16 protein-coding genes are annotated in these 18,853 nt (G+C 69.8%); 14 read left to right on the top strand and 2 right to left on the bottom strand.

Annotation, left to right across the window (positions count from 1 at the left end; translation table 11 throughout):
- Position 1 precedes the first annotated feature (1 nt).
- From VV867_RS21595 to VV867_RS21530, 14 genes are all read left to right on the top strand, one after another.
- The gene (locus tag VV867_RS21595; protein WP_089392303.1) at positions 2-883 is read left to right on the top strand and encodes a substrate-binding periplasmic protein; all 882 of its coding nucleotides are present in this window, start codon (positions 2-4) and stop codon (positions 881-883) included.
- Between the two features lie 14 nt (positions 884-897).
- Positions 898-1,644, top strand: coding sequence for a quinoprotein dehydrogenase-associated SoxYZ-like carrier (locus VV867_RS21590; protein WP_328567522.1), 747 nt, complete (start codon positions 898-900; stop codon positions 1,642-1,644).
- A 27-nt stretch (positions 1,645-1,671) separates the two neighbouring features.
- Positions 1,672-2,601 (top strand): quinoprotein relay system zinc metallohydrolase 1, encoded by a 930-nt coding sequence (locus VV867_RS21585; RefSeq protein WP_328567521.1) that lies wholly within the window; start codon positions 1,672-1,674, stop codon positions 2,599-2,601.
- A 276-nt stretch (positions 2,602-2,877) separates the two neighbouring features.
- Positions 2,878-4,656 carry a methanol/ethanol family PQQ-dependent dehydrogenase gene (locus VV867_RS21580; RefSeq protein WP_109936274.1) on the top strand — a complete coding sequence of 593 codons (1,779 nt, stop codon included), beginning with the start codon at positions 2,878-2,880 and terminating at the stop codon, positions 4,654-4,656.
- A 485-nt stretch (positions 4,657-5,141) separates the two neighbouring features.
- Positions 5,142-6,662, top strand: a complete 1,521-nt coding sequence (gene exaC / locus VV867_RS21575; RefSeq protein ID WP_109936275.1) for an acetaldehyde dehydrogenase ExaC — start codon at positions 5,142-5,144, stop codon at positions 6,660-6,662.
- A gap of 599 nt (positions 6,663-7,261) precedes the next feature.
- Positions 7,262-7,333 carry a pyrroloquinoline quinone precursor peptide PqqA gene (pqqA, locus tag VV867_RS21570; protein ID WP_003106462.1) on the top strand — a complete coding sequence of 24 codons (72 nt, stop codon included), beginning with the start codon at positions 7,262-7,264 and terminating at the stop codon, positions 7,331-7,333.
- A 47-nt stretch (positions 7,334-7,380) separates the two neighbouring features.
- Complete coding sequence (gene pqqB / locus VV867_RS21565) at positions 7,381-8,295, top strand: pyrroloquinoline quinone biosynthesis protein PqqB (RefSeq protein WP_089392308.1); 915 nt, start codon at positions 7,381-7,383, stop codon at positions 8,293-8,295.
- A 12-nt stretch (positions 8,296-8,307) separates the two neighbouring features.
- Positions 8,308-9,054: a pyrroloquinoline-quinone synthase PqqC gene (pqqC, locus tag VV867_RS21560; RefSeq protein WP_109936276.1), complete on the top strand. Its 747-nt coding sequence runs from the start codon at positions 8,308-8,310 to the stop codon at positions 9,052-9,054.
- The gene (gene pqqD, locus VV867_RS21555; protein ID WP_109936277.1) at positions 9,054-9,332 is read left to right on the top strand and encodes a pyrroloquinoline quinone biosynthesis peptide chaperone PqqD; all 279 of its coding nucleotides are present in this window, start codon (positions 9,054-9,056) and stop codon (positions 9,330-9,332) included. The genes pqqC and pqqD overlap by 1 nt, the downstream gene beginning before the upstream one ends.
- On the top strand, positions 9,304-10,449 hold the full coding sequence (gene pqqE, locus VV867_RS21550) for a pyrroloquinoline quinone biosynthesis protein PqqE (RefSeq protein WP_089392311.1): 1,146 nt from the start codon (positions 9,304-9,306) through the stop codon (positions 10,447-10,449). Before pqqD ends, pqqE begins: the two co-directional genes overlap by 29 nt.
- 2 nt (positions 10,450-10,451) lie before the next feature.
- On the top strand, positions 10,452-12,284 hold the full coding sequence (locus tag VV867_RS21545; protein ID WP_328567520.1) for a S9 family peptidase: 1,833 nt from the start codon (positions 10,452-10,454) through the stop codon (positions 12,282-12,284).
- A 79-nt stretch (positions 12,285-12,363) separates the two neighbouring features.
- Positions 12,364-13,527 carry an alcohol dehydrogenase-like regulatory protein ErcA gene (ercA, locus tag VV867_RS21540; protein ID WP_328567519.1) on the top strand — a complete coding sequence of 388 codons (1,164 nt, stop codon included), beginning with the start codon at positions 12,364-12,366 and terminating at the stop codon, positions 13,525-13,527.
- On the top strand, positions 13,511-15,208 hold the full coding sequence (locus VV867_RS21535; protein WP_328567518.1) for a PAS domain-containing hybrid sensor histidine kinase/response regulator: 1,698 nt from the start codon (positions 13,511-13,513) through the stop codon (positions 15,206-15,208). Before ercA ends, VV867_RS21535 begins: the two co-directional genes overlap by 17 nt.
- Before the next feature lie 139 nt (positions 15,209-15,347).
- Positions 15,348-16,940, top strand: coding sequence for a sensor domain-containing diguanylate cyclase (locus tag VV867_RS21530; RefSeq protein ID WP_328567517.1), 1,593 nt, complete (start codon positions 15,348-15,350; stop codon positions 16,938-16,940).
- Between the two features lie 135 nt (positions 16,941-17,075).
- On the opposite strand, the gene VV867_RS21525 is transcribed toward VV867_RS21530, so the two are convergent.
- The gene (locus tag VV867_RS21525) at positions 17,076-17,486 is read right to left on the bottom strand and encodes a hypothetical protein (RefSeq protein WP_328567516.1); all 411 of its coding nucleotides are present in this window, start codon (positions 17,484-17,486) and stop codon (positions 17,076-17,078) included.
- Positions 17,487-17,608: 122 nt separating this feature from the next.
- A partial coding sequence (bamA, locus tag VV867_RS21520) for an outer membrane protein assembly factor BamA (protein ID WP_328567515.1) occupies positions 17,609-18,853 on the bottom strand: 1,245 nt, incomplete at its 5' end.

Genomic DNA, 18,853 nt, shown 5'->3' with positions numbered 1-18,853 from the left:
CATGCGCCTGCTCAGCCTGCTGTGCGGCCTGCTCCTGATGCTGGGGCAGGCCGAGGCCAAGGTCCGGCCCTACGAAGACATGGTCGCTTCCGGCGTGCTGCGGGTGGCGGTCTATCAGAACTTCCCGCCCTACAGCTACATGCAGGGCGGCCAGCCCCGCGGCATCGACGTCGACCTGGCCACGCGCCTGGCGCAGGGCCTGGGGCTGCGCGCGGAGTTCCTCTGGGTGATCCCCGGCGAGCGCCTGGACGACGACCTGCGCAACTTCATCTGGAAGGGCCACTACCTGCGCCCGGGCGTGGTCGCCGATGTGATGCTGCGGGTGCCCTACGACCGCGACTACTCGAACAAGCGCAACGACGTCGGCGAGCTGGCCAACGACCAGGTGGTGATGTTCGGCCCCTACCAGCGCGAGCGCTGGCAGGTGGTCAACGACGCCCGCCGGCTGCCGCAGGTGGACACCATCGCGGCGTTCCGCGAGCACCGCATCGGCGTGGAGCTGGACAGCGTGCCCTCGTTCTACCTGACCTCGGTGCTGGGCGGCCAGCTCAGCGCCATGACCGTGCACTTCCCCAGCACCCAGGCGGCCTTCGACGCCATGCGCGGCGGCAAGGTGGACGCGGTGATGGCGCTGCGCGGCGAGCTGGACTGGATGCGCGCCCAGGCCCACGACGAGCAGCTGAAGAACGCCGAGAACACCTACCCCAGCCTCGGCCAGCCGGACTGGGACATCGGCATGGCGGTGCACGAGAGCAACCGCCAGCTGTCCAACGCCCTCGACGGCGAGCTGGAGGAACTGGTGCGCAGCGGCGAGCTGGCCAAGCTCTACGCCGGCTACGGCGTGCGCTACGAGTTGCCGGGGCTGTACCAGGACGTGCAATAGCACGAGGAGGAGGGATGCGCAGACGTAGCCTGCTGTTGGGCCTGTGCGGCCTGCCGCTGCTGGCCGCGGCGGTGGAGGGCGACCCGGTACCCTCGGTGATGTGGGACTACCACCACAAGCGCCTGCTCGGCGACGAGCCCTTCGTCTTCGACGAGCGGGTGAAGCTGAGCGTGCCGCCCTTCGCCGAGGACTCGCGGCAGGTACCGGTGGAGGTGGACGCGCGGCAGCTGCCGGGGCGCTACGAGCGCCTGGTGCTGTGGGCCGAGCTGAACCCCATCCCCCACGTGCTGACGCTCTACCCGGGCAAGGACCTGGAGGCGCTGCTGGCGGTGCGCATCCGCATCGAGCAGGCCACCGCCATCCGCGCCGCACTGCGCGGCGAGGACGGTGTGTGGCACGTGGGCTCGGCCTGGGTCGACGCCGCCGGCGGCGGCTGCACCGCGCCCAGCGTGGTGCGCGCCCAGGCCGGCTGGGAGCAGCGCCTGGGCCAGGTGCACGGCGGCGCCTTCTCCCGCGGGCCGAACACGCGCTTGCGCCTGAAGGTGGACCACCCGATGGACAACGGCCTGGTCGGCGGCATTCCGGAGTTCTACCTCGACCACGCCGAACTGCGCACGCCCGAGGGCGAGGTGCTGGCGCGCCTGGACCTGTTCCCGGCGGTGAGCGAGAACCCCAGCTTCAGCTTCGAACTGCGCGGCCATCCCCACGCGAAGCTGTTCCTGCACGACAACAACGGCAACGAATTCGAGGCCGCCCTCTGAGGCGGCCGGCCCGCCCGCGAGGTGCCCATGCGTTACCTGCTGACCTTCCTGCTGCTGCTCTGCACCCAGGTCCTCGCCGACCTGCAGTACCACCTGCAACCCCGGCAGATCGCCGCGGGCACCTGGCTGGTGGAGGGCAGCACCGGGAACTTCGCCAAGGACAACGGCGGCAACATCGTCAACGTCGCCTTCATCGACACCGGCGACGGCATCCTGGTGATCGACACCGGCCCCTCGCGGCGCTACGGCGAGGCGCTGCGCGCGGTCATCCAGCAGACCACCGGCAAGCCGGTGAAGCAGGTGCTGCTGACCCACCACCACCCGGACCACGTCCTGGGCAACCAGGCTTTTGCCGACGTACCCATAGGCGCGCTGGCCGGCACCACCAGGCTGCTGAAGGAGCAGGGCAACGCCATGGCGGAAAACATGTACCGCCTGGTGGGCGACTGGATGCGCGGCACCGAGGTGGTGCTGCCGACGCAGACGGTGGAGCCGGGTGAGCTGCAGGTCGGCACGCACCGCCTGCGCCTGCTGGGCCTGCGTGGCCACACCGGAGCGGACCTGGCGATCCTCGACGAGACCACCGGGGTGCTGTTCGCCGGTGACCTGGTGTTCTACGAGCGCGCGCTGACCACGCCCAACAGCCCGGGGCTGGACGTCTGGCTGGCCGATCTCGATACCCTGCAGGCGCTGCCCTGGAAGCTGATCGTGCCCGGCCACGGCCCCATCGCCACCGACGCCAAGCCCTTCGCCCAGATGCGCGACTACCTCGGCTGGCTCGACGGCGTGATGCGCGAAGGCACCCGCGAAGGCGCGGACATGAACGACCTGCTGCGCACCCCCATCCCCGAACGCTTCGCCGGCATCAGCCTGACGCGCTACGAGCTGATCCGCAGCGTCACCCACCTGTACCCGCGCTACGAACAGAAGGCCCTGCCGCGTATCGACCAACAATGAGTCGCCCCGGCTCTTCGTAGTCGCGTAGGGCGTATAACCGTTCGCGGTTATACGCCGTTGCCCCGGGCCACGGTATCCCCCTGTAGGAGCGCGCCCTGCGCGCGAATCGCGGGCAGGGCCCGCTCCTACACCTGCGCCGAGGTTCGGGTATTGCTACCAAGGAACTAGGGAATTCGGCAAAGCGGTCAATTGTTGGCCCACCGCACCGGGCCAAGAATCTGCGGCAGACCGGGAAAACTTCCCGGGTACAACAACAAATCCGCAGAGGTAGCCGCAATGAGACATGCAGGTCCCACCCCTTCCTTCGCGCGCAGCGCGCTCTTCGCCGCACTCGCCCTGGCCAGCCTGGGCGCCCAGGCCGCGGTTACCGACCAGGACATCAGTGACAGCGCCAAGCGCACCGACCAGATCGTGGTCAACGGCATCAACCAGCAGGGCCAGCGCTTCAGCCCGCTGAAGACCCTCAACAGCGACAACGTCAAGGAGCTGCGCCCGGTGTGGGCGCTGTCGTTCGGCGGCGAGAAGCAGCGCGGCCAGCAGGCCCAGCCGCTGGTGAAGGACGGCGTGATGTACGTCACCGCCTCCTACTCGCGGGTGTTCGCCGTGGACGCGCGCACCGGGCGCAAGCTCTGGCAGTACGATGCGCGCCTGCCCGACGGCATCATGCCCTGCTGCGACGTGATCAACCGCGGCGTGGCCCTGTATGGCGACCTGGTGATCTTCGGCACCCTGGACGCCAAGCTGGTGGCGCTGAACAAGGACACCGGCAAGGTGGTGTGGAAGAAGACCGTGGCCGACTACAAGGCCGGCTACTCCATCTCCGCCGCGCCGCTGATCGCCAAGGGCAAGCTGATCACCGGCGTGGCCGGCGGCGAGTTCGGCGTGGTCGGCAAGATCGAGGCGTACGACCCCAGCAACGGCGAGCTGCTGTGGAGCCGCCCGACCGTCGAAGGCCACATGGGCTACGTGTACAAGGACGGCAAGGCCATCGAGAACGGCATCTCCGGCGGCGAGGCCGGCAAGACCTGGCCGGGCGACCTGTGGAAGACCGGCGGCGCCGCGCCCTGGCTGGGCGGCTACTACGACCCGAGCACCGATTCGCTGTTCATCGGCACCGGCAACCCGTCGCCGTGGAACTCGCACCTGCGCCCGGGCGACAACCTGTTCTCCTCCTCGCGCCTGGCGCTGAACCCGGAGGACGGCTCGATCAAGTGGCACTTCCAGACCACCCCCCACGACGGCTGGGACTTCGACGGCGTCAACGAGCTGGTGTCCTTCGACTACAAGGATGGCGGCAAGACCATCAAGGCCGCGGCCACCGCCGACCGCAACGGTTTCTTCTACGTGCTGGACCGCACCAACGGCAAGTTCATCCGCGGCTTCCCCTTCGTCGACAAGGTCACCTGGGCCAAGGGCCTGGATGAGAACGGCCGGCCGATCTACGACGACGCCCACCGCCCCGGCGCGCCGGGCGACGCTACCAAGGGCTCTTCGGTGTTCGTCTCGCCGTCGTTCCTCGGCGGCAAGAACTGGATGCCCATGGCCTACAGCCAGGACACCGGCCTGTTCTACGTGCCCTCCAACGAGTGGGGCATGGACATGTGGAACGAGAACGTGACCTACAAGAAGGGCGCGGCCTACCTGGGCGCCGGCTTCACCATCAAGCCGCTGAACGAGAAGTACATCGGCGTGCTGCGCGCCATCGACCCCAAGACCGGCAAGCAGGTCTGGCGCTACGAGAACTACGCGCCGCTGTGGGGCGGCGTGCTGGCCACCCACGGCAACCTGGTGTTCACCGGCAACCCCGAGGGCTACCTGATGGCCTTCGACGCCAAGACCGGCAAGAAGCTCTACGAGTTCAACACCGGCTCGGGCGTGATCGCTTCGCCGATCACCTGGGAGATGGACGGCGAGCAATACGTTACCGTGCTTTCCGGCTGGGGCGGCGCCGTGCCGCTGTGGGGCGGCGAGGTGGCCAAGCGCATCAAGGACCTGGACCAGGGCGGGATGATCTGGACCTTCAAGCTGCCGAAGGACCTGGTGAGCAAGCGCTGAGTTCGCTGGGGTGAGGGCAGGGGGCTGGCCGGGTGCCGGCCCTTGGCTTTTTGGCTTTTTGCTTTTTGTAGGAGCGAGCTTGCTCGCGAACGGTGGCTCCCGGCGGCTGCGGTGCAAGCACTGACGCCGTTCCCTCTCCCTAACCCTCTCCCTGAAGGGAGAGGGGACCGTTCGGCGTGTGCTGATATTTCGATGTTAGCCGGCTTGCATCGAGTCTCCGGCTGAAACCAGAGCCCTTCTCGGCACGGACTAGCCCCCTCTCCCTTCAGGGAGAGGGCTGGGGAGAGGGCGCGGAGCAACCCCAAACGCCAATACCGCCGGCTAACGCCATTCGCGAGCAAGCTCGCTCCTACGAACACCCCCCTCTACTACCAAATAACTATCCCCTCACGCCCATGGGCGCATTCCTGGCCGGCGCGGGCGCTGCCTAAGATCGCCGCAAGGCCCGGGCTTGGTGCGCCGGGACGCCACAGGAGAGCTTCGCCATGATCTACGCCCCACCCGGAACCCCCGGTGCCGTCGTCACCCTCAAGCCGCGCTACGGCAACTACATCGGCGGTGAATTCGTGCCGCCGGTGCTTGGCCAGTACTTCACCAACACCTCGCCGGTGAACGGCCAGCCGATCGCCGAGTTCCCCCGTTCCACCGCCGAGGACGTGGAGCGCGCGCTGGACGCCGCCCATGCCGCCGCCGATGCCTGGGGCCGCACTTCGGTGCAGGAGCGCTCGCTGATCCTGCTGAAGATCGCCGACCGCATCGAGCAACACCTGGAACAGCTGGCCGTGGCCGAGACCTGGGACAACGGCAAGGCCGTGCGCGAGACGCTCAACGCCGACGTGCCCCTGGCCGCCGACCACTTCCGCTACTTCGCCGGCTGCATCCGCGCCCAGGAAGGCGGCGCCGCCGAGATCAACGACAGCACCGTGGCCTACCACATCCACGAGCCGCTGGGCGTGGTCGGGCAGATCATCCCGTGGAACTTCCCGCTGCTGATGGCCGCCTGGAAGCTGGCCCCGGCCCTGGCCGCCGGCAACTGCATCGTGCTCAAGCCGGCCGAGCAGACGCCGCTGTCGATCATGCTGCTGGCCGAGATCGCCGGCGACCTGCTGCCGCCGGGCGTGCTCAACATCGTCCAGGGCTTCGGCAAGGAGGCGGGGCAGGCCCTGGCCACCAGCAAGCGCATCGCCAAGATCGCCTTCACCGGCTCCACCCCGGTGGGCTCGCACATCCTCCACTGCGCCGCGGAGAACATCATCCCGTCCACCGTGGAGCTGGGCGGCAAGAGCCCGAACATCTTCTTCGACGACATCATGCGCGCCGAGCCGAGCTTCATCGAGAAGGCCGCCGAAGGCCTGGTGCTGGCCTTCTTCAACCAGGGCGAGGTGTGCACCTGCCCGTCCCGCGCGCTGGTGCAGGAATCCATCTTCGAGCCGTTCATGGCCGAGGTGCAGAAGAAGATCGCCCAGATCAAGCGCGGCAACCCGCTGGACACCGAGACCATGGTCGGCGCCCAGGCCTCGCAGCAGCAGTACGAGAAGATCCTCTCCTACCTCGACATCGCCCAGAACGAGGGCGCCCAGCTGCTGGCCGGCGGCCAGAGCGAGCGCCTGTCCGGCGACCTCGCCAGCGGCTACTACATCCAGCCCACGCTGCTGAAGGGCCACAACGGCATGCGCGTGTTCCAGGAGGAAATCTTCGGCCCGGTGGTGGGCGTCACCACCTTCAGGGACGAAGCCGAGGCCCTGGCCATCGCCAACGACACCGAGTTCGGCCTGGGCGCCGGCGTCTGGACCCGCGACATCAACCGCGCCTGGCGCATGGGCCGCGGCATCAAGGCCGGCCGCGTGTGGACCAACTGCTACCACCTGTACCCGGCGCACGCCGCCTTCGGTGGCTACAAGAAATCCGGCGTGGGCCGCGAGACCCACAAGATGATGCTCGACCATTACCAGCAGACCAAGAACCTGCTGGTCAGCTACGACGTCAACCCGCTGGGCTTCTTCTGAGGTAGGCCGGCCGCCCGCGAACCCGTCCCCATCCGGGGGCGCGGGCCGGTTCCGGCAAGCGTGTTCAACACCCGCGCCCGGCGCTCCACCGGGCCACCTTTTTTCGATGCGCCCGTCCGTGGGCGACCCGTGCGTCCCTCCCACTTCCGGGCGCGGCGGGACTGTCGAGCGCGGCTTTGGCCGCGTTTTTTGTTTTTGGGGGGAGGAGGCTTGGGTGCCTCGCGGTGATCGCGGTGTCTTGGTGTGACTCCGCTCCCTCTCCCCAGCCCTCGGCTGCGCGCCCCGCCCTGAAGGGAGAGGGGGCCAGTCCGTGCCGAGAGAGGATCTGGTGTCAGCCGGTCGCTCGGTGCAAGCCGGCTAACGCGGAAATATCAGCGCACGCCGAACGGTCCCCTCTCCCTTCAGGGAGAGGGTTAGGGAGAGGGAACGGCATCAACACTCGCACCCCTGCAACCGGGAGGCACATCCACAAAAAAGCCGTCCCCCCCTCCCTACCAAATCAGGGGGAAAACTCCTTCGAAAGTATCATTCGGAGGACCCACCCCCGGTGTTTAACTCGACCTGCCGGAATCGCCGGCCAACAAGAAGAGGACAGACCCATGTGGACCAAGCCTAGCTTCACCGACCTGCGCCTTGGCTTCGAAGTGACCCTGTACTTCGCCAACCGCTGATCCACCCGGCCCCGGTCTTCCGGGGCCCCTGCCCACGGGGCACTGTCATGCACATCCGTATTCTCGGTTCGGCCGCCGGTGGCGGCTTCCCGCAGTGGAACTGCAACTGCCGCAACTGCCATGGCGTGCGCACCGGCCAGGTGCTGGCGCAACCGCGCACGCAATCCTCCATCGCCCTGTCCGACGATGGCGAGCGCTGGATCCTCTGCAACGCCTCGCCCGACATCCGCGCCCAGCTCGCCGCCTTCCCGGCCCTGCAGCCGGCACGCAAGGTCCGCGACACGGCCATCGCCGGCATCCTCCTGCTGGACAGCCAGATCGACCACTGCACCGGCCTGCTCAGCCTGCGCGAGGGCTGCCCGCACGACGTCTGGTGCACGCGCATGGTCCACCAGGACCTCTCCACCGGCTTCCCGCTGTTCAGCATGCTGCAGCACTGGAACGGCGGCCTGCGCCACCACCTGATCGAGCTGGACGGCGCACCCTTCAGCGTTCCCGCCTGCCCGAACCTGCGCTTCACCGCCATCCCCCTGCGCAGCGCCGCGCCGCCGTATTCGCCGCACCGCCACGACCCGCACCCGGGCGACAACATCGGCCTGTTCGTCGAGGACCTGGGCAGCGGCGGCAAGCTGTTCTACGCCCCCGGCCTGGGCCAGGTGGACGACGCCCTGCTGGGCTGGATGCGCCGCGCCGACTGCCTGCTGGTGGACGGCACCCTGTGGCGCGACGACGAGATGCGCCGCTGCGAGGTGGGCGACAAGCTCGGCAGCGAGATGGGCCACCTGGCCCAGAGCGGCCCCGGCGGCATGCTCGAAGTGCTGGACGGCGTGCCCGGGCCGCGCAAGGTGCTCATCCACATCAACAACACCAACCCCATCCTCGACCCGGCCTCGCCCGAGCGCGCCCAGCTGGACGCCCGCGGCGTCGAAGTGGCCTGGGACGGCATGGCCATCCACCTGTAGAGGGAGTACGCGATGAACGCCGCCATGAGCCCCGCCGAATTCGAGCAGGCGCTGCGCGCCAAGGGCGCCTGCTACCACATCCACCACCCGTTCCACGTGGCCATGTACGAGGGCCGCTCCACCCGCGAGCAGATCCAGGGCTGGGTGGCCAACCGCTTCTACTACCAGCTGAACATCCCGCTGAAGGACGCCGCCATCCTGGCCAACTGCCCGGACCGCGACACCCGCCGCGAGTGGGTGCAGCGCATCCTCGACCACGACGGCCGTCCCGGCGAGCCCGGCGGCATCGAGGCCTGGCTGCGCCTGGCCGAGGCGGTGGGGCTGGAGCGCGAGCAGGTGCTGTCCCAGGAACTGGTGCTGCCCGGCGTGCGCTTCGCGGTGGACGCCTACGTCAACTTCGCCCGCCGCGCCAGCTGGCAGGAGGCCGCCAGCAGCTCGCTGACCGAGCTGTTCGCCCCGCATATCCACCAGTCGCGGCTGGACGCCTGGCCGCAGCACTACCCGTGGATAGACGCGGCCGGCTACGACTACTTCCGCAGCCGCCTGTCCCAGGCGCGCCGCGACGTCGAGCACGGCCTGCGCATCACCCTCGGGCACTACCGCACCCGCGAGGCCCAGGAACGCATGCTGGAGATCCTGCAGTTCAAGCTCGACGTGCTCTGGAGCATGCTCGACGCCATGAGCATGGCCTACGAGCTGGAGCGCCCGCCTTACCACACGGTCACCCGCGAGCGCATCTGGCACCGGGGGCTGCTGTGATGAGCCTGCCCTCGCTGGACAGCGTGCCGCGCATCCGCCGCGGCTTCCGCCTGCAGTTCGAGCCGGCCCAGGGTTGCCACGTGCTGCTCTACCCCGAAGGCATGGTCAAGCTCAACGACAGCGCCGGGGAAATCCTCCAGCGCGTCGATGGCCAACGCGACGTGGCGGCGATCATCGCCGAGCTGAGCAAGAGCTTCCCCGGCGTGCCGGGCATCGACGAAGACATCCTGGCGTTCCTCGAGGTGGCCCATGCGCAATTCTGGATCGAGCTGCACTGAAGGCGCCGGCCCGCCGCTGTGGCTGCTGGCCGAGCTGACCTACCGCTGCCCGCTGCAGTGCCCGTACTGCTCCAACCCGCTGGACTTCGCCAAACAGGGCGGCGAGCTTTCCACCGCCGAGTGGATCGAGGTGTTCCGCCAGGCACGCGAGCTGGGCGCCGCGCAACTGGGCTTCTCCGGCGGCGAGCCGCTGCTGCGCCAGGACCTCGCCGAACTGATCGGCGCGGCCCGCGGGCTGGGCTTCTACACCAACCTGATCACCTCCGGCATCGGCCTGACAGAGGCGCGCCTGGCGCAGTTCGCCGAGGCCGGGCTGGACCACATCCAGATCAGCTTCCAGGCCGCCGACGAGGAGGTGAACAACCTGCTCGCCGGCTCGCGCAAGGCCTTCGCCCAGAAGCTGGCCATGGCCCGCGCGGTGAAGGCCCACGGCTACCCGATGGTGCTCAACTTCGTCACCCACCGGCACAACATCGACAACATCGGGCGCATCATCGAGCTGTGCATCGAACTGGAGGCGGACTTCGTCGAACTCGCCACCTGCCAGTTCTACGGCTGGGCCGAACTCAACCGCGCCGGCCTGTTGCCCACCCGCGCGCAGCTGGAGCGCGCCGAGCGCATCACCAACGAATACCGCGAGCGCCTGGCCGCCGCCGGCAACCCCTGCAAGCTGATCTTCGTCACCCCGGACTACTACGAGGAGCGGCCCAAGGCCTGCATGGGCGGCTGGGCCAGCGTGTTCCTCGACGTCACCCCCGACGGCACCGCGCTGCCGTGCCACAGCGCGCGGCAGTTGCCGGTCAAGTTCCCCAACGTGCGCGAGCACAGCCTGCAGCACATCTGGTACGAGTCCTTCGGCTTCAACCGCTACCGCGGCGATGCCTGGATGCCCGAGCCGTGCCGCTCCTGCTCGGAGAAGGAGCGCGACCACGGCGGCTGCCGCTGCCAGGCCTACATGCTCACCGGCAATGCCGACGCCACCGACCCGGTGTGCGCCAAGTCGGAGCACCACGGGCTGATCCTCGACGCCCGGCGCCAGGCCGAGGAAGCGCCGCAGGGCCTGGACCAGCTCACCTGGCGCAACCAGCGTGCCTCGCAGCTGATCTGCAAGGCCTGAGGGTGCGCAGCCTGGCCTACGGCGACTGGCCCAGCGCCTGGAGCGCCGAGCGCGCGGTGGCGGCGGGGCGCGACTTCGCCGAACTGCACGCGGCCCATGGCGGGCTGCTGTGGCTGGCGTTCGAGCCGCGCAGCGCACGCTGCCGCCTGTACCTGTGGCGCGCCGGCGAGCTGCGGGAGCTGACGCCGCCCGGTGCCTCGGCGCGCAGCCGCGTCTACGAGTACGGCGGCGGCGCCTGCTGCGCCACCGCCGACGGCGCGGCCTGGGTGGAGGAGGGCGACCAGCAGGTGCGCTGGCTGCGCTTCGGCGAGCCGCCCCGGCAACTGACGGCGCGGCCGCAATGCCGCTATGGCGACCTGCACTACGTGGCGGCCTGGAACGCGCTGCTGGCGGTGGAGGAAAGCCGCGAGGGCGACGCGGTGGTGCACCGCATCGTGCGCCTGGCGGCCGACGGCGCGCGCCAGGTCGTCGCCGAGGGCGCGGACTTCTACGCCGCGCCGGTAGCCGCGCCCGACGGGGCGCGCATCGCCTGGGTGGAATGGGACCGCCCGCAACAACCCTGGACCGCGACCCGCCTGTGCCTGCTGCAGGACGGCCTGCGCCGCTGCCTGGCGGGCGAGGGCGGCGGCGAGTCGATCCAGCAACCGCGCTTCGACGGCCAGGGCAGCCTGCACTGGCTGAGCGACCACAGCGGCTGGTGGCGCCCCGAGGTCGAGGATGGACAAGCCGGTGCCTTCGCCGCCGCCGACCATGCCCCGGCGCCCTGGCAACTGGGCGGGCGCAGCTACCTGCCCTTGCCCGGCGGCGAAATGCTGCTGAGCCGCTTCGAGGAAGGCCGCGGGCTGCTGGTCCTGCGCGCTGCCGAGGGCGGCGAACGGCGCCTGGCCCCGGACTTCTCGCGCTTCCGCGCCCTGGCCGCCGACGCCACGCATTTCTATTGCATCGCCGCCGCCGAGGACCGCCTGCCGGCGGTGCTGGCCATCGGCCGCGACGATGGCCACGTACAGCTGCTCTGCGGCGGCGAGTGCCCGCTGCAGGAGGCCGAGCTGTCGCGCCCGCAGCCCTTCGCCTACCCGGTGGCCGGCAACGAGCGCGGCCACGGCTTCTTCTACCCGCCGCGCAATGCCCAGTGCCGCGGCCCGGCGGGGCGGCGGCCGCCGCTGGTGGTGTTCCTGCATGGCGGGCCGACCTCGGCCTGCTACCCGGTGTTCGATGCGCGCATCCAGTTCTGGACCCAGCGCGGCTTCGCCGTGGCCGACCTCAACCACCGCGGCAGCGCCAACTTCGGCCGCGCCTACCGCGAGCGGCTGCGCGGCGAATGGGGCAGGGTGGAGGTGCAGGACATCTGGGCGGCGGTGGTGCGGCTGGCCGCCGACGGGCAGATCGACCGCCAGCGGGTGTTCGTCCGCGGCGCCAGCGCCGGCGGCTACAGCGCGCTCTGCGCCCTGGCCTTCGTCGGCGGTTTCCGCGGCGGCGCCAGCCTCTATGGCGTCAGCGACCCGCTGGCGCTGGGGCGGGTGACGCACAAGTTCGAGGCCGACTACCTCGACTGGCTGATCGGCGACCCGCAACGCGACGCCCGCCGCTACCGGGCGCGCACGCCGCTGCTGCACGCCGCGCGCATCCAGGCGCCGGTGATCTTCTTCCAGGGCGAGCTGGACGCGGTGGTGGTGCCCGAGCAGACCCGCGCCATGGTCGCCAGCCTGCGCCAGCGCGGCCTGGCCGTGGAATGCCACCTGTACCCCGGCGAGCGCCACGGCTTCCGACAGGCGGCCAACCTGGCCCACGCGCTGGATGCCGAGTGGCGCTTCTACCGTGCGCTGCTGGGCGGCTGACGGTCGCCAAGGTCGGATTGCAATCGCCGGCGGATGCAGTAGGCTCGCGGAAACATTTCATAACAAGAACAAGCACCCCATGAGCCACGACCTCAGCCTGCTGCGCAAATTCGTCTCGCCAGAGATCATCTTCGGTGCCGGCTGCCGGCATACCGTCGCCAACTACGCCAAGACCTTCGGCGCCCGCAAGGTGCTGCTGGTGTCCGACCCCGGCGTGCTCGCCGCCGGCTGGGTGGCCGACGTGCAGGCCAGCCTGGCCGGGCAGGGCATCGAGCACTGCCTGTACACCGACGTATCCCCCAACCCGCGCGTGGAAGAAGTGATGCGCGGCGCCGAGCTGTACCGCAGCGAAGGCTGCAACGTGATAGTCGCGGTCGGCGGCGGCAGCCCCATGGACTGCGCCAAGGGCATCGGCATCGTCGCCGCCCACGGCCGCAACATCCTCGAGTTCGAAGGCGTGGACAAGCTGCGCGTGCCCAGCCCGCCGCTGATCCTCATCCCCACCACCGCCGGCACCTCGGCCGACGTCTCGCAGTTCGTCATCATCTCCAACCAGGACGAGCGCATGAAGTTCTCGGTGGTGAGCAAGGCGGTGGTGCCCGACGTGTCGCTGATCGACCCGGAAACCACCCTGAGCATGGACCGCTTCCTCTCCGCCTGCACCGGCATCGACGCCCTGGTGCACGCCATCGAGGCCTTCGTCTCCACCGGCCACGGCCCGCTCACCGACAGCCACGCGCTGGAGGCCATGCGCCTGATCGACGGCAACCTGGTGCAGATGATCGCCAACCCCGACGACATCGCCCTGCGCGAGAAGATCATGCTCGGCAGCATGCAGGCCGGGCTGGCCTTCTCCAACGCCATCCTCGGCGCGGTGCACGCCATGTCCCACAGCCTGGGCGGCTACCTCGACCTGCCCCACGGGCTGTGCAACGCGGTGCTGGTGGAGCACGTGGTGGCCTTCAACTACAACGCCGCGCCCGAGCGCTTCAAGGTGATCGCCGAGACCTTCGGCATCGACTGCCGCGGCCTGACCCACGCGCAGATCCGCCAGCGCCTGGTCGAGCACCTGATCGCCCTCAAGCGCGCCGTGGGCTTCCACGAGACCCTCGGCCCGCACGGCGTGGGCATCTCCGACATCCCCTTCCTGTCGCGCCACGCCATGCAGGACCCGTGCATCCTCACCAACCCGCGCGAGTCCAGCCAGCGCGACGTCGAGGTGGTCTATGGCGAGGCCCTCTGAGCCCCAGCAGGACGCCCTGGCGGCGCTGCTCGGCCTGGGCAGCCACTCCACGCGCAAGAGCCACTACCCCGAGCTGCTGGCGCGCCTGGAGGAACTGGAAACCGAGCGCAACCGCTACAAGTGGCTGTTCGAGCACGCCGTGCACGGCATCTTCCAGGCCAGCCTCAGTGACGGCCTGCGCGCGGCCAACCCGGCCCTGGCGCGGATGCTCGGCTACGCCGACCCGCAGCAGGTGCTGTGGAACCTGCAGGACATGGCGACCCAGCTGTTCGCCGGCGGCGAGGCGGAGATGCGCCGCATCCGCGACCTGCTGCGCGAGCAGGGCGGGCTGTTCGGCTACGAGACGCGCCTGCTGCGCAAGGACGGCAGCCACGTCGACGTGCTCATGAACCTGCTGCTCAAGCCCGACGAAGAGGGCCTGGTGGAAGGCTTCGTCGCCGACATCACCGAGCGCATCCTGGCCCAGCAGCGCCTGCAGACCCTGAACGAGGAGCTGGAGCAGCGAGTGGCCGAACGCACCGGCGAGCTGGAAGCGCTGAACCAGCAGCTGCGCGAGGCGCGCGACGCCGCCGAGGCGGCCAACCGCAGCAAGGACAAGTACCTGGCGGCGGCCAGCCACGACCTGCTGCAGCCGCTCAACGCCGCGCGGCTGCTGGTGGCCACCCTGCGCGAGCGGCAGCTGCCGGGCGCCGAGCAGCAACTGGTGGAGCGCACCCACCAGGCCCTGGAAGGCGCCGAGAACCTGCTGACCGACCTGCTGGAGATCGCCCGCCTGGACCAGAGCGCGATCCGCCCGGACCTGGACGTGCACGGCCTGGACGAACTGCTCGGCCCGCTGGCCTCGGAGTTCGAAAGCGTGGCGCTGTCGTCCGGCCTGCAACTGCGGGTGCGCATCCCCAACCTGTCGGTGCGCACCGACGCCCGCCTGCTGTCGCGCATCCTGCGCAACTTCCTCAGCAACGCCTGCCGCTACACCGGCCGTGGTGGCGTGCTGCTGGCCGCGCGGCGGCGCGGTGCCAGCGTGCGCCTGGAAGTGTGGGACACCGGCCGCGGCATCCCGGCAGACCAGCTGCAGGCGATCTTCCTCGAATTCAACCAGCTCGACGCCGGCCGCGCCGCCGAGCGCCAGGGCGTGGGCCTGGGCCTGGCCATCGTCGACCGCATCGCCGGGCTGCTCGGCTGCGCGGTGCAGGTGCGCTCGGTGCCCGGGCGCGGCTCGCTGTTCGCCCTCGAAGTGCCCCTGGCCGAGGCCCTGCCGCCGCGCGCCAGCGGCGATGCCGCGCCGCGCCCGAGCACCGGCGACCCGCTGCCGGGCCGGCGCCTGCTGGTGGTGGACAACGAGACCTCGATCCTCTTCAGCATGGCCGCGCTGCTCGGCCAGTGGGGTTGCGAGGTGCTCACCGCCACCGACCGCGACGCCGCCCTGGCGCTGCTCGGGCCGCGGCCGCCGGAGGCGATACTCGCCGACTACCACCTGGACCACGGCGCCACCGGCTGCGAGCTGGTGCGCGACCTGCGCCGCCACTACGGCCGCGAGATCCCTGCGGTGATGATCAGCGCCGACCGCAGCGACGACTGCCGCCGCGCCCTGCAGCGCCTGGGCATCCCGCTGCTGAACAAGCCGGTGAAACCGGGCAAGCTGCGCGCGGTGCTCAGCGCCTTGCTCGATGCGCCGGCGTGACCGACCGGTCATGGGCGGATTCGCACCAGCGGGCTAGAATACCCGGCGCGCAGACGGCTGCGCCCGATCGCCGGTGCCGGTCCCGACAGGGGGCCGCGCCGTCCGGCAACGGTTTTCCCCGTGTTGAGCCCGTGATGCCGTGAAGCGTGATACCCGCGTAGCGTCCCTCCTGCTGTTCATGATCTGCGTCTCCCTGGCACTGCTGACCGCCTGGCAGACCTGGTCCTCGCGCGAGCGCACCCTGCGTGACGTCAACACCGACATGCTCAACCTCACCCAGGCGCTGGACTCCTACACCGAGGGTGTCATCCGCCAGTGCGAGGTGCTGCTGCTGGACCTGGCCGACCGCATCGAGAGCGATGGCCTGGGGCCCCTGCAGCTGGAACACCTGCAGGGGTTGCTGGGGCGCCAGCAGAAGGTGCTCAGCCAGGTGCTCGGCATTTCCCTGTTCGACGCGCGTGGCCGCTGGCTGCTGGTGTCCAGCGGCAGCGTCCCGCCGGGGGCGAGCAGCGCGGACCGCGCCTTCTTCATCCACCACCGCGACGACCCCTCGCGGGACATCTTCATCGGCCCGCCGATCCGCAGCCGCTCCACCGGCCAGTGGGTGATCACCGTCAGCCGCCGCCTCGACCGCCCGGACGGAAGCTTCGCCGGCGTGGTGGTGGCGACCCTGAGCATCGAGAACTTCCTCGGCCTGTTCGGCCGGCTCGACATCGGCCGCCACGGCGCCATGAGCCTGACCCGCGACAACGGCCAGCTGCTGGTGCGCCATCCCTTCCGCGAGGCCGACATGGGCCGCGACCTGTCGGACTCGCCGCTGTTCACCGACTACCTGCGCCACGCCGACTCCGGCAGCGCCAGCGCCACCTCGCGCCTGGACGGCGTGGAGCGGCTCTACGTGTTTCGCCGCAACGACCACTATCCGCTGGTGACCACGGTGGCGCTGAGCAAGGAGGAGGTCCTGCAGGATTGGCGCACCCAGGCCGAGCTCAGTGCCGGCATCGCCCTGGCGCTGCTGGCGGTGCTCGGCCTGACCGGCCAGCGCCTGCTCATCGGCATCCGCCGGCGCACCCGCACCAGCCGCCAGCTCGCCAGCGCCCGCGAGGAACTGCTGCGGGCCAACGACCAGCTGCGCGTGCTGGCCACCCAGGACGCGCTGACCGGCCTGGCCAACCGCCGCTGCTTCGACGAGACCCTGGCCACCGAGGCCCGCCGCTGCGCCCGCGAAGGCGCGCCGCTGTCGCTGCTGCTGATCGATATCGACCACTTCAAGCGCTACAACGACAGCTACGGCCACCAGGCCGGCGACGACTGCCTGAAGGTGGTGGCCGGGCTGCTCAGCGCCTGCGTGCGCCGCCCGGGCGACCTGGTGGCGCGCTACGGCGGCGAGGAACTGGCGGTGATCCTGCCCAGCACCGACGGCGCCGGCGCCGAAGCGGTGGCCCGCGGCTTCCTGCAACGCCTGGCGGCCGAGCGCCTGGAACACCGCGAAAGCCCCTTCGGCGCGGTCACCGCCAGCCTCGGCCTGGCCACCGCCCCGGCCAGGGCGGCCGGCGGCCAGGAATGGCAACTGGTGAACGCCGCCGACCGCGCCCTGTACCGCGCCAAGGCCGACGGCCGCAACCGCCTGGAAGTGGAACGCGGCCGGTCAGGCAGCGTAGGAGCGGACTCCGTCCGCGATGGCTGGGAGCATCGGCGCGATTCGCGGATAAGATCCGCTCCTACAGGTTGACGCCGGATTGCCCGCCCATGCCGGACAGCCGTCGCCGGGAGGCACGGCCGTAGGAGCGGACTTCGTCCGCGATTGGCCCATCGACCGCACCGGGCTCTCCGCTGGTACCCGGTTCTTGGGCATCGGTACATCGGTTTACCCCCGGGAAGAACACCTCAACACCCGCGCCGCGGGGTAGAGGCTGGCGGCCACCCGTCGCAGCTCGGCGGGGCAGGTCAGTTCGCTGATCCAGGCCAGGCGCCGCACCGGGCCGGGTTCGTCCATGGATTGCAGTTCGGCGGATTCGAGCATGGCCTTCATGCGCCAGGCCAGGGCGAAGAGTTCCTCGATGAAGGGCGGCGCCACGCTGCCGCGGTGCTCCAGCGACAGGTCGCTGGGGTGGTGGCGGATGCACAGCTGGTAGTGGCTGGCGCCGCCGTGCCCGCCGGCGGCGGCGAGGGTGGCGGTGAAGTGCGCGCCGAGGATGCGTTGCAGCTGCTGCTGCACGTCGTGCAGCAGTTGCAGCGGTACTTCCTCGCGCAGCGCGCCGTGGTCGGTCTGGCCCATGGTCGTCCCCGGGGTCGAGTGGCAGGGCGGCGGCCGCGGGGCCGCCGGAACAGGTGCCGCCAGCATAGGGAGGGCGACTGTGAACTTGGGTTAAGCCAGGGTAAAGGCGGGTAATTCCGGGCTCAGAAGGTCTGCCCGAGGGAGAACTGGAACACCTCGGTCTCGGCGCCGTCGGGCTTCTTCAGCGGCGTGGCCAGGCTGAAGCTCAGCGGGCCCAGCGGGCTCTGCCAGGTCAGGCCGACGCCCATGGACATGGCCATCTGGTCGAGGCTGACGCTGCCGCAGCCCTGGGTGGTGGACAGGTAGCACTTGTCGGCGAAGACGCTGCCGGTGTCCCAGAACAGCGTGCTGCGCAGCTGGCTCTGGTCCTTGATGAAGGGCAGCGGGAACAGGTACTCGACACCGCCGGTGATGAGGATGTTGCCGCCGAACACTTCCGCGTCGCGGTCGGAATAGTAGGCCTGGCCTGCGCTGGCGTAGTCGCCGGTGGCCGGGGTGCTGCGCGGGCCCAGGGTGCCGTCCTTGAAGCCGCGCACCGAGCTCAGGCCGCCGGCGGTGTAGTTCTCGTAGAACGGCAGGCCGTCGGTGGAGCCGTAGCCGTTGCCGTAGCCCAGCTGGGTGTGCAGGCGGATGGCGGTGCGGTCGCTCACCGGCAGGAAGGCCTGGGCGCTGTAGTCGACCTTGTAGAAGCTCAGGTCGCTGCCCGGCACCGTGGCCATCAGCGTGAGGCTCTGGGAATGTCCGCGGGTGGCCATCACGCCCTTGTTCAGGGTGGATTCGGACCAGCCGATGGAGGCCTTGAGGTTGTTGAAGGTACTGCCCTCGCGGGAGATGAAGTCGTAGATCTCGTCGGCGCTGTAGGTGCCCGGGGTGATGTCGTCGTGCTGCAGGGTCAGGCCATAGGTCAGGCGCGAGGTCTCGCTGATCGGGTAGCCGATGCTGACGCCGGCGCCGAAGCTGTCGATGGAGTAGTACGACACCTCGTCATCGTCGTCGTAGTACTTGCTGTAGTCGGTGCTGCGGTAGAACAGGTTGTAGCCCAGGCTGACGCCGTCGCTGGTGAAGTAGGGGTTGGTGAAGCCGAAGTTGTACTTGGTCTGGTAGTCCGAGCGGGTCAGGCCGATGCTGGTGTAGTTGCCGGTGCCGAGGAAGTTGCTCTGGCTGATGGAGCCGCCGAGGATCAGCCCGGAACTCTGGGAGAAGCCGACGCTGGCGCTGATCGAGCCGGAGGCCTGTTCCTCGACGCTGTAGTTGACGTCCACCTGGTCGTCGGTGCCGGGCACCGCCGGCGTCTCGACGTTGACCGTCTTGAAGTAGCCCAGGCGCTCCAGGCGCTGCTTGGACTGGTCGATCAGGTAGGTGGAGGC

The organism is Pseudomonas sp. JH-2, assembly GCF_036231725.1.
GTDB lineage: Bacteria > Pseudomonadota > Gammaproteobacteria > Pseudomonadales > Pseudomonadaceae > Pseudomonas > Pseudomonas delhiensis.
The sequence above is the reverse complement of the archived record's forward strand: the minus strand, read 5'-3'. Positions and strand labels throughout refer to the sequence as shown.